The organism is Angustibacter sp. McL0619 (assembly GCF_049994355.1).
Classification (GTDB): Bacteria; Actinomycetota; Actinomycetes; order Actinomycetales; family Angustibacteraceae; genus Angustibacter.
This window is the reverse complement of the sequence record NZ_CP188257.1, coordinates 4260679-4275850: the sequence shown is the minus strand read 5'-3', so window position 1 is coordinate 4275850 and position 15172 is coordinate 4260679. Positions and strand designations below refer to the sequence as shown.

At 69.9% G+C, this 15172-nt stretch carries 16 protein-coding genes and 1 tRNA gene; 12 read left to right on the top strand and 5 right to left on the bottom strand.

The genetic code is table 11. The annotated features are described in order from the left end of the window. Nucleotides 1-91: 91 nt before the first annotated feature. Nucleotides 92-832, top strand: coding sequence for an aquaporin Z (gene aqpZ, locus ACPPVT_RS20020; protein ID WP_426567215.1), 741 nt, complete (start codon nt 92-94; stop codon nt 830-832). A gap of 12 nt (nt 833-844) precedes the next feature. Here aqpZ and ACPPVT_RS20015 read toward each other — a convergent pair whose 3' ends face one another. Further along, nucleotides 845-1438, bottom strand: coding sequence for a TIGR03086 family metal-binding protein (locus ACPPVT_RS20015; RefSeq protein WP_426563386.1), 594 nt, complete (start codon nt 1436-1438; stop codon nt 845-847). Nucleotides 1439-1598: 160 nt separating this feature from the next. Between ACPPVT_RS20015 and htpX the strand changes: the two genes are divergently transcribed. The 6 genes from htpX (at nt 1599) to ACPPVT_RS19985 (ending at nt 6259) form a co-directional block, all read left to right on the top strand. After that, on the top strand, nt 1599-2468 hold the full coding sequence (htpX, locus tag ACPPVT_RS20010) for a zinc metalloprotease HtpX (protein ID WP_426567214.1): 870 nt from the start codon (nt 1599-1601) through the stop codon (nt 2466-2468). 142 nt (nt 2469-2610) lie between these two features. Then, on the top strand, nt 2611-2835 hold the full coding sequence (locus ACPPVT_RS20005; protein WP_426563384.1) for a hypothetical protein: 225 nt from the start codon (nt 2611-2613) through the stop codon (nt 2833-2835). Between the two features lie 94 nt (nt 2836-2929). Then, a complete protein-coding gene (locus ACPPVT_RS20000; protein WP_426563382.1) occupies nt 2930-3697 on the top strand; it encodes an ABC transporter ATP-binding protein in 768 nt (255 codons plus the stop codon). After that, nucleotides 3694-5037 (top strand): hypothetical protein, encoded by a 1344-nt coding sequence (locus ACPPVT_RS19995; RefSeq protein ID WP_426563380.1) that lies wholly within the window; start codon nt 3694-3696, stop codon nt 5035-5037. The genes ACPPVT_RS20000 and ACPPVT_RS19995 overlap by 4 nt, the downstream gene beginning before the upstream one ends. Then, the gene (locus ACPPVT_RS19990) at nt 5034-5969 is read left to right on the top strand and encodes a PqqD family protein (protein WP_426563378.1); all 936 of its coding nucleotides are present in this window, start codon (nt 5034-5036) and stop codon (nt 5967-5969) included. Before ACPPVT_RS19995 ends, ACPPVT_RS19990 begins: the two co-directional genes overlap by 4 nt. Next, a complete protein-coding gene (locus ACPPVT_RS19985; RefSeq protein ID WP_426563376.1) occupies nt 5966-6259 on the top strand; it encodes a hypothetical protein in 294 nt (97 codons plus the stop codon). The genes ACPPVT_RS19990 and ACPPVT_RS19985 overlap by 4 nt, the downstream gene beginning before the upstream one ends. A 5-nt stretch (nt 6260-6264) precedes the next feature. Here ACPPVT_RS19985 and ACPPVT_RS19980 read toward each other — a convergent pair whose 3' ends face one another. Next, nucleotides 6265-7551, bottom strand: a complete 1287-nt coding sequence (locus ACPPVT_RS19980; protein WP_426563374.1) for an alpha-hydroxy-acid oxidizing protein — start codon at nt 7549-7551, stop codon at nt 6265-6267. Between the two features lie 7 nt (nt 7552-7558). After that, the gene (locus tag ACPPVT_RS19975; protein WP_426563372.1) at nt 7559-8047 is read right to left on the bottom strand and encodes a YajQ family cyclic di-GMP-binding protein; all 489 of its coding nucleotides are present in this window, start codon (nt 8045-8047) and stop codon (nt 7559-7561) included. Nucleotides 8048-8129: 82 nt separating this feature from the next. Here ACPPVT_RS19975 and ACPPVT_RS19970 point away from each other — a divergent pair. Next, nucleotides 8130-8213, top strand: a tRNA-Tyr gene (locus tag ACPPVT_RS19970). Between the two features lie 141 nt (nt 8214-8354). Here the strand turns inward: ACPPVT_RS19970 and ACPPVT_RS19965 are convergent. Together ACPPVT_RS19965 and ACPPVT_RS19960 are read right to left on the bottom strand one after the other, a co-directional pair. After that, nucleotides 8355-9314 carry an alpha/beta hydrolase gene (locus tag ACPPVT_RS19965; RefSeq protein WP_426563370.1) on the bottom strand — a complete coding sequence of 320 codons (960 nt, stop codon included), beginning with the start codon at nt 9312-9314 and terminating at the stop codon, nt 8355-8357. Between the two features lie 64 nt (nt 9315-9378). Beyond that, entirely contained in the window at nt 9379-10338 is a 960-nt protein-coding gene (locus ACPPVT_RS19960; RefSeq protein WP_426563368.1) for an MBL fold metallo-hydrolase, read from the bottom strand. A gap of 79 nt (nt 10339-10417) precedes the next feature. Here ACPPVT_RS19960 and ACPPVT_RS19955 point away from each other — a divergent pair, with 79 nt between their 5' ends. From ACPPVT_RS19955 to ACPPVT_RS19940, 4 genes are all read left to right on the top strand, one after another. Beyond that, on the top strand, nt 10418-13189 hold the full coding sequence (locus ACPPVT_RS19955; protein ID WP_426563366.1) for an AAA family ATPase: 2772 nt from the start codon (nt 10418-10420) through the stop codon (nt 13187-13189). Between the two features lie 146 nt (nt 13190-13335). After that, nucleotides 13336-13908, top strand: a complete 573-nt coding sequence (locus tag ACPPVT_RS19950; protein WP_426563364.1) for an NADPH-dependent FMN reductase — start codon at nt 13336-13338, stop codon at nt 13906-13908. A gap of 49 nt (nt 13909-13957) precedes the next feature. Beyond that, nucleotides 13958-14671 carry an SDR family NAD(P)-dependent oxidoreductase gene (locus ACPPVT_RS19945; RefSeq protein WP_426563362.1) on the top strand — a complete coding sequence of 238 codons (714 nt, stop codon included), beginning with the start codon at nt 13958-13960 and terminating at the stop codon, nt 14669-14671. Between the two features lie 58 nt (nt 14672-14729). After that, complete coding sequence (locus tag ACPPVT_RS19940; protein WP_426563360.1) at nt 14730-14999, top strand: three-helix bundle dimerization domain-containing protein; 270 nt, start codon at nt 14730-14732, stop codon at nt 14997-14999. Nucleotides 15000-15172: the final 173 nt, after the last annotated feature.

Sequence of the window (15172 nt, the reverse complement as noted above, 5' to 3'; positions counted from 1 at the left end):
CGCAACGCGCCAGGGCGGCTCTAACTTGTCGTCTGACGGCGACCGTCTTGGGTCGCTTTGCCAGGAAGGCCGGTCGATGCAGATGTTCAGCATGGGACGACGGTTGGCCGCCGAGGGGTTCGGCACCTTCTGGCTGGTGCTCTGCGGGTGCGGCGCCGCGGTGCTCGCCTCCGGCTTCGTCAGCAACGGGGTACACCTGGGCATCGGGTTCGCGGGCGTCGCGCTCGCCTTCGGGCTCACGGTGCTGACCGCGGCGTACATGGTCGGTCACGTCTCCGGGGCGCACTTCAACCCGGCCGTGACGATCGGGCTCGCGATCGCCAAGCGGTTCGCCTGGCGGGACGTGCCGGGGTACGTGGTCACCCAGGTGGTCGCGGCGACCGCGGCGGCCACGGTGCTGTTCGTGATCGCCAGCGGGCAGGACGGGTTCAGCGCGCACGCGAGCGGCTTTGCGGCCAACGGGTACGGCGACCACTCGCCCGGCGGATACGCGTTGCTGTCCTGCGCCGTCATCGAGGTGGTGCTGACCGCGGGCTTCGTGCTGGTCATCCTGGGCGCGACCGACACCCGGGCGCCCAAGGGCTTCGCGCCGCTGGCGATCGGGCTGGCGCTCACGTTGATCCACCTGATGTCCATCCCGGTCACGAACACGTCGGTGAACCCCGCCCGGTCCACCGGCGTCGCGTTCTTCGCGGGAGGCTGGGCGCTCGGACAGCTCTGGTTGTTCTGGGTCGCGCCGATCGTCGGTGCGGTGATCGCCGGTGCGATCTACGGACCTCTGCTGGGCGCGGAGGACGAACCCGCACCGCTGCAGGAGGCGACCGAGGCCTGAGGCCGGCCGTCCTCAGCCGGGGGCCTGCCAGCTCGGGTCGCGCCCGGCGAAGCCGAGCGCACGGTCCAGGACCGGCGCGTCGTCCGGCACGCGGACGACGGGTCCGAACAGCCCCTCGCGCCGCGGTGACTGGTCCGGTCGGGCGGAGGCCTCGGTGAAGCCGAGCACGGCCTCGGCGCTCGCCGGGTCGCAGCGGAAGGACTGCCCGGTGGCCCGCGCCAGGTCCCAGCCGTGCAGCACGACCTCGTCCAGGGCGACCAGGCCGGCGACCTCGCCCGGCAGCTGGATGCCGCCAGCCTCGGTCATCCCGGTCCAGGCCTGGGGGTCCTGCCAGGCCTCCGCCAGGGCGTCCAGCCGCCCCGGCAGCACCGTGCGCCAGTCCGGGTCCAGGGAGTCGGCAGCGGGTTGTGGTCGGCCGCCCGCACCGGGCGGCAGGTCCTTGGTGGCCGCCCATTTGAAGGCGAGCGTCAGACCCATCAGGTGGTCGAGCATCGCCGCCACCGGTCGGCCCTCGCACGGCGTGGCGTCGCTCAGCTGGTCGTCCTGCACGCCGTCCAGCAGCCGGCGCACCTCCTGAGCGGCGGGGTTCAGGTCGAGCATGGGCATGACGGTCCTCTCCTTCGTCGATCCGTGCCTACCGGTGCAGACCGCGAGCACAGGGCAGAATCATCGGTGCGCGGGAACGTCCGGGTGGTGCTCGGGCGTTCATGGGACGGCTGCTCGGTGCGGCCGGGATCGTTGGTGCACGAGGATCGGATTGATGAGGATGGGCCACCAGCACTACAACGGGCTGAAGACGACGCTGCTGTTCGCGAGCATCTTCGGCCTGCTGCTGATGATCGGCGCGGTGTTCCAGGGCGGCCAGTACATCTGGGCGTTCGCGCTGCTGGGTGTGGTGATGACCGGGTACGGCTACTGGAACAGCGACAAGCTGGCCATCAAGGCCATGCACGCGCACCCGGTCAGCGAGGCCGAGCAGCCCGCGATGTACCGGATCGTCCGCGAGCTGTCGACCGCCGCCCAGCAGCCGATGCCGCGGTTGTTCGTGTCGCCGACGATGGCGCCGAACGCCTTTGCCACCGGCCGCAGCCCGCGCAACGCGGCGGTCTGCTGCACCGAGGGCATCCTGGCGATCCTGGACGAGCGTGAGCTGCGCGGTGTGCTGGGTCACGAGCTCATGCACGTGTACAACCGCGACATCCTCACCTCGTCGGTCGCGGCCGCGATCGGTGGCGTGATCACGTCGATCGCGCAGATCGGCCTGTTCTTCGGTGGCGCGTTCGGCGGGGACGACGACGACCGGCCCAACCCGTTCGCGATGATCCTGATCGCCATCGCCGCGCCGCTGGCGGCCACCGTGATCCAGCTGGCGATCAGCCGTACCCGTGAGTACGACGCGGACGAGGACGGCGCGACGCTGACCGGTGACCCGCTGGCCCTGGCCTCGGCACTGCGCAAGCTGGACGCCGGCACGAAGCAGCTGCCGCTGCCGCCGGACCGCGACCTGGTGAATGCCAGCTCGATGTTCATCGCCAACCCGTTCCGCGGCGACGGCATCAGCAAGCTGTTCAGCACGCACCCGCCGATGGCTGAGCGCATCGCCCGGCTGGAGGCGAAGGCCGGGTACCGGCGCTGAGCTGACCCCAGCGCCAACTCCACCGCCAATCCGATCCCCGACCGGATCGCCGACCCATCAGGGTCTGCTCTGGATCTCTTGATGACTTACTGACACGCGGCCAGCATGGCGCGTGTCAGTATCCACGTCAGAGAGGGCCACCATGATCACCAGTACGGATCTCGTCTCCGCACCGGACGCGTACGACGCGCCGCAGGCCGACCTGAGCGGGCCGGTCAACGCCGCCCAGATGGCCTTCTGGATCTTCATCGTCCTGATCGTCGTCATCCTCACGCTCGGCGGCGTGGCCATCTTCTGCATCCTCAAGGGCCACCGGCTCGAGTGGGCGCAGAAGGGCTGGACGCACTGGAGGATCGCCTGCGGCTAACCGCGGGGACGGGTGGCGGCGCGAGGTCCCTCCACCCTCGCGCCGCTCCCCGCGCGCCAGTCACCGTCCGACGTCCCCGCCGAAGGGCACAGCCTTGATTCGTACCCAGTCCGTCTCCAAGTCGTACGGCGCCGTGCACGCGCTGGACGACGTCAGCCTGCGACTCCCGTCCGGAGCCGTCACCGGGGTGCTCGGCCCCAACGGCTCCGGCAAGTCCACCTTGTTCCGGATCCTGCTCGGCCTCACGCCACCGGATCAGGGTGCGGTCGTGATCGACGACGCCGTCCAGCCGGCTGGCACCTCGCCCCAGCGGCGGGCCATCGGCAATGTGCCCGACAGCGACGAGCTCTACGAGGACCTCTCGCCCGACGAGCTGGCCCGGCTCACCTGGTCGGTCCACGCCCGGTTGGTCGGAGCGGACACACAGTTCCCAGCCGACCGGTTCGAGCGGCTCTGCGACCTGTTCGGGCTGGGAGAGCACCTGCACCGGCTCAGTCGCGACCTGTCGCACGGCACCCGGCGCAAGGCGCAGCTGCTGGCCAACCTGACCTGCCGCCCGCAGGTACTGGTGATCGACGAGCCGACCAACGGGCTCGACCCGGACCAGCACGTCGTCCTCAAGCTGGTGCTGCGATCGCTGGCGGACTCCGGTACCACGATCGTCGTCTCGACCCACAACCTCGGGTTCGCGGAGGGGCTCTGCGACCACGTCGTTCTGCTCCGCTCGCGGGTCGTGATGGCCGGACCGCCGCAGCAGGTGCTCGGGAGAACGGGGACGGCCAACCTGCCGGAGGCCTACGAGGCGCTGACCGGCATCGACCGCGACCGGATCGCCCGCGAGGCAGCCGAGGCATTCCAGTGATCGGCGACGCCCTGATCCTGCTGCGAGGGGGGATGCGGGCGCACCGCAGCGCCCTGCGTCGCGTCGCACCAGAGCAGGTCGCGGTGGTGCTGATCGGGTTGCTGGCCTGCGGCTGGGCGCTGCGTGCGGCGACACACGGACTGCTCGCCGGGATGCCCGCGGGTCGGGCCGCTTACGGCCTAGCCACCGTCGCCGTCGTGGCCGGGACGTTGTTCACCGCCTCCGCGGCGACGGCGTCGTTGGCGATCCGTCCCGAGATCGCGCCGTTCGCGCACCGGTTCAGCCCACGCGGGCTGCAGCTGGCCAGGTCCGCAGGGGCAGCCGCCCTTGGTGCCCTCGGCGTCGTGATGCTGCTCGCCGTTCTCGTGCCCGGCACCCGACTCGCGGTGCTGGATGTGGCCAGGCTGGCCGCCGTCGACCTGCCGGCCGGAGTCCTGCTCGGCCTCGGGATCGGCTTCGGGGTCGAGGGGCTCACCAGGGCCGTCGTCCGGACCCGCGCGGTACTGCCGGCGAGCCGGTTCGCGACGTCCCTGATTGTGCTGTTAACGGCTGGTGGGATCGCGGCTCGGTCGGGTCTGGTGCCCGTGCTTGTCGCGGTCGCCGCCAGCGCCTGGATCGTGCTGCTGGCCACTGGTGGGGTGGCCCCGTTGCGGCCGCACTGGCTGGCTCAGCGTCGCACGACCCGGCGGTCCCGGTGGCCACTCAGGTCCCTTGCCCGGCAACGGTTCTGGCATCCGCTGTGCCTGCTGTGGCGCGACCCGCTGGGCCTGCCGTCTTCCGCCGCCCTGGTGGTGCTCATCGGTATCGCCGGCACGGTCGGCAGATACCCGTCGACCGAGTCGTTGGGGCAGATGTACGTCGGGCTTTGGCCGCTCCTGGTGATCGTGCCGGCGTCCGCGGGGGCACTCGTGGTGGTGGCCAAGGCGATCCCGGCGGGTGGCGGCCTGGCCGGGCACCGGATCCGTCCCGCCGAGTCGACCTGCTCGGTGGTCGCGGTCTCGCTGGTCGCCGGGGTGTCGGTGACACTGCTGGGGGCGCTGACCGCGTCGCTGTCCGGCGGGTCCTGGATGACGATGGCTGAGCTGGCCCGGTTCTCGGCTGTGGCCGTGGTGGCCTCGGTGCTGGCCCTCGTCCTGGCGGCAGTGCGACCCGTGCGGGCGGCAGCCGTGGACCTGCCCGCGTCCGTGTCGTTGGCCCATCTCGGGGCCGGGTCGGTGCTCGTCGGTGGCCTGACCGGCGCGGCGTGGACGTGGCTGGGCAGTGCGGTCGTCGGCTCGGTCCTGGCCGCCGTCCCGGCGCTGACTGCAGTCGCGCGCAAGCGCGCACCGTTCACCCGATGACCGCCGTACGAGCCGGCCTGACGGCGCTCGCGGACCGGCGATTCCGATACCGCCGGCTGACCCTCGCGCCCGGCGTGCGGCTTACCGACTCGGGCCTGCGCGACGACGTCGTGGCCGGCACTGCGGGCCTGAACAGCTCCGCGCGGACGGTCGTCGGCGCGTTGGTGGCCGGGGCCACCGTGGACGGTGCTGCGTCGCTGCTGCAGGCCCGCTTCCCGATGTCCCCGGTCCGTCGGGACGTCCTGCGCCTGGTGGCCGGCCTGAACGATGCGGGGCTGCTCAACGTCCAGCGGCGCCCCGTCGACCACTGCTGGGTCGGCTCGCCGTGGCTGGCCGCCGCAGGTCTGCGACACCCCACCAGGACGGCGGGGTGGCTGGCCGCCCGCAGCATGGAGCTGACCTTCGCGAACCGGCGGGAGGTCGTGATCCCCGGCGGCCTGCTGAGCCTGGTCGCTGCTGTCGCCGGGTGCCTGCTGCCGATGACCGTCGCCCTGTGGACGGTTGCGGTGGTCCTAGCCGCGACCGGCTCGAGTCTCGCAGTGCAGGTGATCGTCGCGAGCGCCGTCCTGGTCGGATCCGTTGCGGCGCACGAGGTTGCGCATGCCGTCGGGCTCGGCGGTGGTCGGGTGTCGTACGTCCGGTCGCTCGGCGGCGTCCGGGTGCTGGTCGCGCACCGCGATGCTCACCGGCGCTGGCGGGCGGCCGCCGCGGGGCCGCTCGCGGGTGCCGCGGTGGCCGCGGTGGCGCTCGCCCTCGCGCTGACCGTGCGGGCCGGGCTGGACGTCGCCGCTGCCTTGGCCATTGCGGCGTCCCACCTCGTATCGCTGTTGCCCTGGGCGCCCGACGGCAAGGTCCTGCGCTCCCCGGCACCCGATGTCGTCCGCACAGATTCCGCCCCGCAGCACCCTGAGCAGAGAGCGAGTACCTCATGACCAGCACTGCCGATGGCCGTTGGGCCCGACTCCTCGTCAAGGTGGTGCTGACCTTCGCGACCCTGATGTTCCTGGGGCTGCTGCTGCCCATAGTGCTCGGCATGGCCCGCAGCGGCGGCCCGGCAGGCAGCGACGGGTTCCGGCTGTTCGGCCTGGACGTCGCGACCGTGACGACCGACGGCGACGGCGGGTTCTCCAGCACGTTCGGGCCGGGCGTCGTGCTGGTTCCGCTGGTGGCAGCCCTGCTCGTGGCGGCCGCTGGGGTGTTCGGGATCGCCCGGCGAAGCTGACCGGGTCAGCCCTCAGTCGGGGCCGCGGTGATCGTGTCGCGGTTGATCTCCGCGAGGGTGGCGCACCCCGCGAGGGCCATCGTCAGCTCGAGCTCGGCCCAGATGTGTTGCAGCACAGCGCGTGCACCGCGCTCGCCCGCCAACGCGAGGCCGTAGACCCACGGCCGTCCGAGGCAGACCGCAGTCGCGCCCAGGGCCAGCGCCACGAACGCATCCGCGCCGGACCGCACACCGCTGTCGAAGAGCACCGGCACCCGGCCGTCGACCCGTTCGACGATCGGCGGCAACGCGTCCAGCGAGGCGATGGCGCCGTCGACCTGCCGGCCGCCGTGGTTCGACACCACGATGCCGTCCACCCCGGCGTCCAGCGCACGCGTCGCGTCGGCCGGGTGCTGGATGCCCTTCAGCACGATGGGCAGCCGTGTGCGCTCGCGCAGCCAGGTCAGGTTGTCCCAGGTCAGCGACGGCCGGGAGAAGACGTCGAGGAAGGTCTCGACGGCGGCTCTCGGCAGGGGCGAGCGCAGCCGAGCGGGCAGGCGCTCCCGGCCCGGGTAGTGCCGCGCCATCGACACCAGGGCACGGACGGCGGCCGGAGTCGGTCGTGGCCCCTTGCCCGGTGCCGGGGCGGCGGCAGCGCGCTGGCGGACCAGGTCCATGAAGACCGGGTCCGACGTGTACTGCGCTATGCCCAGGCCGTGCGCGAACGGCAGGTAGCCCAGGTCGAGGTCGCGGGTGCGCCAGCCGAGCGTGTGGGTGTCGAGCGTGACCACGAGGGCGGTGGAGCCCGACTCCTCGGCGCGGCGCACGAAGCTCTCGGCCAGGTCGTCGTTGCTGCTCCAGTAGAGCTGGAACCAGCGCGGCCCGGCACCCATCGCAGACGCGACATCCTCCATCGGGCGCGACGCCTGGCTGGACAGGATCATCGGCAGACCCACTGCGGCGGCAGCCCGGCCGGCGGCAAGATCCGCCTCGCGGTGGGCCATCTCCAGCACGCCGATCGGGGCCAACAGCAGCGGGGCTGGCAGGCGCTTCCCGAACAGGTCGAGGCCGACGTTCGGTGCCGAGACGTCCCGCAGCATCCGGGGGACGACCTGCCAGCGGGCGAACGCCGCGAGGTTCGCCCGGGCGGTGCGCTCCTGACCGGCCGATCCGGCGACGTAAGCGAACCCGCGGCGGCTCATCCGCCGTCGGGCGGCGTGCTCCAGGGCGGACGGCGAGGTCGGCACCACCGGACGGCGCCCGAAGACGCCCTCGCGGTAGATGCCGGCCTGGACCGTCCGACCCGTGGTCACCGGGGGCTCAGCGGTAGTTCGTGAACTGGAGCGCGACGTCCAGGTCGGCTGCCTTCAGCATGCGCTGAACCTCTTGCAGGTCATCGCGGGACTTGCTGGTCACCCGCAGCTCATCCCCCTGGATGTGCGCCTTGACGGACTTCGGCCCCTCCTCGCGGATGAGCTTGGAGACCTTCTTGGCGTTCTCCTGGCTAAGCCCCTCCTTGAGGCTGGACTCGATCCGGAACTCCTTGCCGGACGGCTTCGGCTCGTCGCTGTCCAGCGACTTCAGCGATACCCCGCGGTGCACCAGCTTGGTCTGTAGGACGTCGAGCACGGCCTTTGCGCGCTCCTCGCTGTTGGCCTTGATCAGGATCGTCTCGCCGCTCCACGCCACCGAGGCGTCGGTGCCCTTGAAGTCGTACCGCTGGGCGACCTCCTTCGCGGCCTGGTTCAGCGCGTTGTCGACCTCCTGTCGGTCGACCTTGCTCACGACGTCCATCGAGGAGTCGGCCATGGTTACCTCCGTTTTCGGATCTGTGGGGCGTCCTTGCTATCCTTCCATCCGTTGCATTGGGGGGTCACTCCGAGTGCGGCACGGCAGGTTGCCCGAGCGGCCAATGGGAGCGGACTGTAAATCCGTCGCGAAAGCTTCGAAGGTTCGAATCCTTCACCTGCCACCACGTGAGCAGGGCCCGCACAGTTGACGGTGCGGGCCCTTTGCGTTACGTCAATCATCCCCATCCAGGTTCGCGCGAGGGGGCGTCCGCGCGTGCAGGCGGGTCACGGGCCGCCATGACGCCGCGCATGCTGACGTCGCCCGACTACGGGGCGTTCCCGCTCGATGGCGTCACCGAGGGCAGGTCGATGGCTAGCTCATGGCGTGGTCCAGTGCCGCCGAGTTGAGCCGTCAAGAAGCCTGCTCCCCGGTCTAGCGCCAGGCCGGCCTCATCGAGGAGGCCGGCGTACGCCTGGAAGACGTGCGGGACGCCTGGAGTGACATCGAGCGTGACCGGGACGTCGCAGATGGCTGCCCGTCCGGCGAGCCGGAGAGCGTCGCTGAGCAGGATCTCGTGGGATCCAACCTGGATGAGGAGCGGAGGCAGTTCCCTGAGGTCGCCGAAGATTGGACTGATGTGCGGGTCGGAGGCATCTGCCCCGTCCACGTAGTCCGGAACCCGCGCGCGGAGCCCGTCGGGAGTCAGCAGCGGGTCGACCTCCCGTTTCCCGGCGAGCGTCTCTCCCGACAGTGTCAGATCGACGTACGGCGACATCAGGTACGCACAGGATGGCAGGGGCACGCCCGCTTCCCGTAGGGCGAGGAGTGTGGCAACTGCCAGCCCGCCTCCCGCCGACTCGCCCGCGAGCGCGATCTGAGCCGGGGCAATGCCCTTCGCGAGTAGTCCTTCGTACGCGGCTCGGGCGTCGTCGACCGCGGCCGGATAGGGGTGTTCGGGAGCTAGTCGGTACTCGAGCGTGATGGCCCAGCCGCCCGTTCTTCGAACTAGTTCACCCACCAAGGGCACCGTGGCTGCCGCATAGCCGATGACGTAGACACCCCCGTGGAGGTAGAGGATCACGCTCTCGGACTTGTTGCCAAGGAGGGTCACTTCGACGCCCGCGACACCGCCGATCTCGACAGCCTCGTGCTGCACATCGGGAGCCACCGGAACCTGTGCCATGAGCTCGCCGAACGCCGCCCGCATGGTCGGGACATCCGCGCTGGTGTCGAGCCCGCCCTGGCGAAGGATGGCGTCCAGCTGAAGCTGCTGCTGCTTGCTCATCGGTACCTCTCCCGTGGCGTGAGCAGGTGATCGCTGACAGGGTCGCGTTTCGGGAGGCTGACCATCAGGGGTGCACCTGTGAGCCGTAGCCGAGGTCGAGCCGGATGGACTCCATCACCCAGAACGTGGTGCTCTCGGTGAACACATCCGCGGCCGCGAGGACACCGGTGTACTTCTCGATCACCGGTGCGGCGGCGGCGGCGGTAGTCGCGTCGAGGTGGGCCTTCACCGCCGCCCAGGTGTTCTCGCCGTAGCGCTGGTAGAAGCGGGTTGGATCGAGGGTGTCGATCGCACTTCGGACGCTCGTGGCGATGTCGGCCATGTACTGCTGATGCAACGTCACGTCGTCGCGGGTGCCGAGCCGGGTGAGGTGGCCGCCAATGAACTGTTTCCAGGCGTACGCAAGCGCGTTCGCCGGCGCCTCGATGTATCCGGGGATGTCCTCGGTCAGGTTGGAGATGTACACGGGCGCCCAACCGGGGTTGACGATGTCGACGAGCATCAGGGTCTCGTGGTCTGGCAGGTGAATCAGGATGTTGTCGGGTGTGTGGTTGGCGCCGTGCCAGGCGAGGTCGATCCGCTCGCCGCCGATGTTCAGGGTCCGGTTGTCCTGGAAGGTTTCCTCGTTCGGGGGCCTGGCCGGGTCGTCGTCGCGCAGCAGGAGACGCCGGGTCTCCTCGTGTCCGATGCGGGTGACGTTCTTGTCGAAGAGGGACGAGGCCCCCCCGTGGTCGGCGTGGTGGTGGGAGTAGATGAGGTGGGTCACCTTGTTGCTGACTCCGTTTGCGGCCGCGATCTCGTCGACAGCTCGCTGAATGTTGTGGCCGATCGTCGGCGGCGCGTCCAGCAGGACGACGCCGTCGGAGGTCGTCAGGAACGCCGACTGGTAGGTGCCGTCGGTGATCCAGTACAGGTTCCGCTCGACGCGACCGACGTAGTAGCCCTGCTCGTTCAGGGCGGGACCGAGGGCCGAGCGCGGGACGGGCGCATAGTCGGGAAGGTTGTCCGTGGCTGTTTCGGTCATCATCGGATCGTGACGGTCGTCGTCAAGCGATCGAATCCCGGAAACCCGTAGTCCATGACTCGGGTGGCATGCTGCGGGGATGGTGGTCACCCCACACGCGGGGGCTCTGCTCGGGAGGCAGCGCGAGCGCCCCGTGCTCGAACGGCTGATGGATTCCGCGCGGGACGGGCACGGGGGCGTTCTTGTCGTCCACGGTGACCCCGGCGTCGGAAAGACCGCGTTGCTCCAGTACGCCGTCGAGGCAGGCAACGGTTTCCGCGTCGTCCGGACAGCCGGGGTCGAAGGGGAGATGGAGCTCGACTACGCGGTCCTGCAGCAGTTGTGTGCACCGCTGCTGGAGTTCGCCGAACATCTCCCTGATCCTCAGCGTGACTCCCTGGCTGTCGCCTTCGGCCTCAGCGCCGGACCTGCGCCGAGCCCATTTCTCGTCGGGCTCGCGACCCTCGGGCTCATCTCGGAAGCGGCCGAGCAGCAGCCCCTGCTGTGCATCGTCGACGACGCGCAGTGGCTCGACGGCGCATCGGCCCGAGCGCTCGCGTTCGTGGCTCGCCGTCTGCTGGCAGAGCGGATCGCGCTCGCGTTCGCGACGCGTGACGTGGGCGCAGGGCTGGCCCGGTTCCCGCGGCTCCGCGTCGATCCGCTCGGACACCGGGATGCCCGGGCACTGCTGGAGTCCGTCCTCGCCGCGCGGCTCGACGAATCCGTACTCGAGCGGATCATCGCCGAGACCGGGGGGAACCCTCTCGCCCTCCTGGAGCTCCCGCGTGGGCTGACGCCCACCCAGCTCGCTGGCGGGTTCGGCCTGCCCGCGGCGATGCCGCTGTCCAATGGGATCGAGCAGAGCTACACGCGGCGACTGACGCGGCTCCCGCGCGACGCGAGGCGACTGCTCCTCTTAGCGGCGGCAGAACCGGTCGGAGACCCTGCGCTTCTATGGCGTGCAGCGGAACAGCTTGAAATCCCAGACTTCGCCGTGCAAGCCCTCGAGTCCGAGGGCCTGCTGACAGTCGACGGTGCAGTGGCGTTTCGTCATCCGCTTGTGCGATCGGCGGTCTACGGGACCGCGGAGCCGACTGAGCGTCGCTCGGTTCATCGCGCGCTCGCGGACGCGACCGATCCTCAGATCGACCCGGATCGTCGTGCGTGGCACCGTGCGCAGGCGGCGTTCATGCCCGACGAACAGGTGGCCCGCGAGCTTGAGGACTCGGCGGTGCGGGCGCAGGCGCGAGGCGGGCTTGCCGCTGCTGCCGCCTTCCTCGAACGCGCCGCGGCGTTGACTCCCGAGCCCGCACATCGAGTGCAGCGCGCGCTGGTCGCGGCTCACACGAAATTCCTGGCCGGCGCCCTCGAAGAGGCGCTCGTTCTGCTCTCGTCCGCGGACGTCGGTGCGCTCGACGAGCTCGGTCAGGCGCGGGTCGAGCTGCTGCGCGCGCAGATTGCCTTCGCCTCCACCCATGGCAGCGACGCACCCACGCTGCTGCTCGCGGCCGCCCGGCGGCTGACGCCCCTGTCTCCGGCGCTGGCCTCTGAGACGTACCTCGAAGCACTGTCGGCCGCGCTGTTCTCCGGGAGGCTGGGGACACCTGGCGCACGCGCGATCGACGTGGCGGTGGCCGCGGCATCCGCGCCGAAGCCGGCCGTACTCCGCGCCCCCGACCTGCTGCTCGAGGGCCTTACGACCTTTCTCTGTGAGGGTTACGTGGCCTCCGCCCCGAGCCTGCGCCGAGCGCAGGATGCCTTCGATGTCAGCGGAATGGCCGTGAACGAGCAACTCCGTTGGAAGTGGCTCGTTTCCATCTCGTCCGTCCACCTCTGGGACGACGTGCGCTGGCTGGCGATCTCGGAACGGCACGTGCAGATCGCCCGGGAGACCGGCGCGCTCGCCGAGCTCCCGCTCGCCCTGAGCCAGCGGGTCTTCGGACATCTCTTCGCGGGCGAACTGACACAGGCGGCGTCCCTAGTGGACGAGATCAGGTCGGCGACCGATGCCACAGGCGCCACCTTGGCACCATACGGAGAGGTGGGGCTCGTCGCACTGCGCGGCCGCGAGCCCGAGGCGCTCTGGCTGATCGAGCAAGGCCGCAGGGACGCGACGCGGCGAGGTGAAGGCATCGGGCTCTCGGTGCTCGACTGGGCGCAAGCGGTCCTGTACAACGGCCTCGGCCGCTACGTCGAGGCTCGCGAGGCGGCGACTCGGGCATTGGAGTATCCGCACGACCTCGGCGGCCCCATCAACTGGGGCATGGTCGAGCACATCGAGGCGGCGGCCAGAGCCGGAACGCCGGAACTGGCCGTCGATATCTGCTCGCGGCTGACCGCGATGGCCGAGGCAAGCGGGACGGACTGGGCCCGTGGCCTCGCAGCTCGTTCGGAGGCGCTGTTGGCGGATGATCACCGGGCCGAGGAACTGTTCCTCGAAGCCCTAGATCGTCTCGGACGGACGAGGATGGCTGTCGATCTCGCCCGTACGCACCTTCTGTACGGCGAATGGCTGAGGCGCGATCGCAGACGCCTGGATGCCCGCGGCCAGTTACGCACAGCCCACGACCTGTTCTCCGACTTCGGCATGGAGGCGTTCGCCGAGCGTGCGCGCCTCGAGCTGGCAGCCACCGGCGAGCACGCCCGCAAACGCGCCGTGGGGATGAGAGCTGACCTCACTCCGCAAGAGATGCAGATAGCCCGCCTTGCCCGAGACGGCCTGTCGAACGCAGACATCGGGGCGCGGCTCTACATCAGCAAGCACACCGTCGAGTACCACCTACGCAAGGTCTTTGCGAAGCTCGAGATCAACTCACGCACCAAGCTCGCACTGATGTTGCCGCCCGAGCCGGGCGCCGCACTCACGCCTTAGCGACCCGCCAGCAGACTACGGGGTTCCGGGATGCGAGGGCTCAGCTGCTGCAGCGAGTATCGGGGTTGAGCCTCTGATCGGCAGGGCCACGACCATGCGTCGGGTCTCGTTGTCACTCTGATCCAGAGCAAGGAGGAGGAGGAGACATGATCCGCATCGCCGTCATCCTCGGGAGCACCCGGCCAGGTCGCCGCGGCGAACAGGTTGCACACTGGGTGATGAACCAGGCGCGGCGGCGGACCGACGCCGAGTTCGAGCTTGTGGACCTCATCGACTACCCGCTCCCGCACCTCGACGAACCGTTGCCCCCGAGCATGGGCCAGACCCAGAACGCCCACACCAAGGACTGGGCCGCCACCATCGGACGATTCGACGGGTTCGTCTTCGTCACCCCGGAGTACAACCACTCCACCTCAGGAGTGCTGAAGAACGCCATCGACTACGTGTACGCCGAGTGGAACAACAAGGCCATGGGTGTCGTCTCGTACGGCGCCACCGGCGGCACCAGAGCCGCCGAGCACCTGCGGCTGATCGCTGGCGAGCTGCAGCTGGCCGACGTGCGAACCAACGTTGCCTTGTCCCTCTTCATGGACTTCAAGGAGTTCACCGAGCTCGCACCTGCTGGGCATCAAGCCCCAGCACTCAACACACTGCTCGACCAGGTCATCGCTTGGAGTCAGGCCCTCGCGCCTCTGCGTCAGGTCAGCCAAGCCGCCTAGCCCCGGCCGACGGGCTTCAAGGCCAGGTCGACGAACAGAGAGGTCGCCCATGACAGAGCCATCTACCAGCGACCCGGACGCGAGCGCCCGCGCCCACAGTGTCAGCCGCAGTCACCTGCTGCTGGTCGGCGCCGGTCCGGGCCTGGGCGCGGCCGTCGCTCGCCGTTTCGCAATCGGAGGTTACCGAGTCACGTTGGTCGCTCGCAGTGCCGACCGGCTGGCTGACCTCGCGGACAGCCTGTCTGACACGGGCGCCGAGATCGCCACGATTGAGGCGGACGCCAGCGATCCCGAGGGCCTGGGTGCCCGACTGGCTGAGCTCTACCGCGCGGACGAGGCGCCTGGAGTCGTCATCTACAACGCGGTGATGGGGACGCCGGACCAACTGTTGAGTGCGAGTGTCGCGCACCTGCAGACCGCGTATGCGGTCGACGTGGTGAGTGCCATCGTGGTCGCACAGGTGGCTGCCCCGGCCATGAGGGCCGCGGGATTCGGCACCATCATCGTGACGGGGGGTGGCTTCGCAGACCACCCAATCCCAGCGCTCGCAACGGTCTCTCTCGGCAAGGCCGCTCTCCGGTCGGCCGCGACCATGCTCGCCGCCGACTTGGAACCGGCCGGAGTACGAGTGGCGACGCTCACCATTGCCGGACAGATCGTTGACGGCACTGCCTTCGACCCGGAACGTATCGCTGAGCGCTACTGGGACGTTGTCAAGACCGACGGCCCGTGGCAGACAGAGTTTCGCTTTACCGGCGAGTAGCCGAAGTGCTAAAGACGTCGTTCACCTGCCGTTCACCCGGCGGCCCCACTATCGGGCCATGGATCGCATCCAGCTCGACATCGGCGCGAGCCGCCCTAGCCTTCACCCCGACCTGGGCGATGCGTCCTGTTCAGTGCACGCGCAGTTCGACGAGCAGATGGGCCAAGCCGAGGTGGACCACGTCCTGGACCAGGTCGCTGGGCAGTTCACCGACGCACCCATCCGCGCGTTCGTACCGTTGTTCGTGCAGCGCCTCGCCAAGGAGGAGCTGACCCGCCGAGCAGCGGCGGGGGGAACCACCACGGCCGCGGTACCGCGCAGCGCCTAAGGCCCCCGACTGGCACCCGTCGAGTTCTGCCTGACCTGCGCTGGCCGCCTTCCGCGCTTCGTCATCGAGGTCGCGCGCGAAGGCGACCTGTGGCCCTACGCCATGATCGGCGCCATCGGTGGGCTCGCCTACCTGTCGCGGATCTTCCTGCGACTGCGGAGCTGATGGCCACT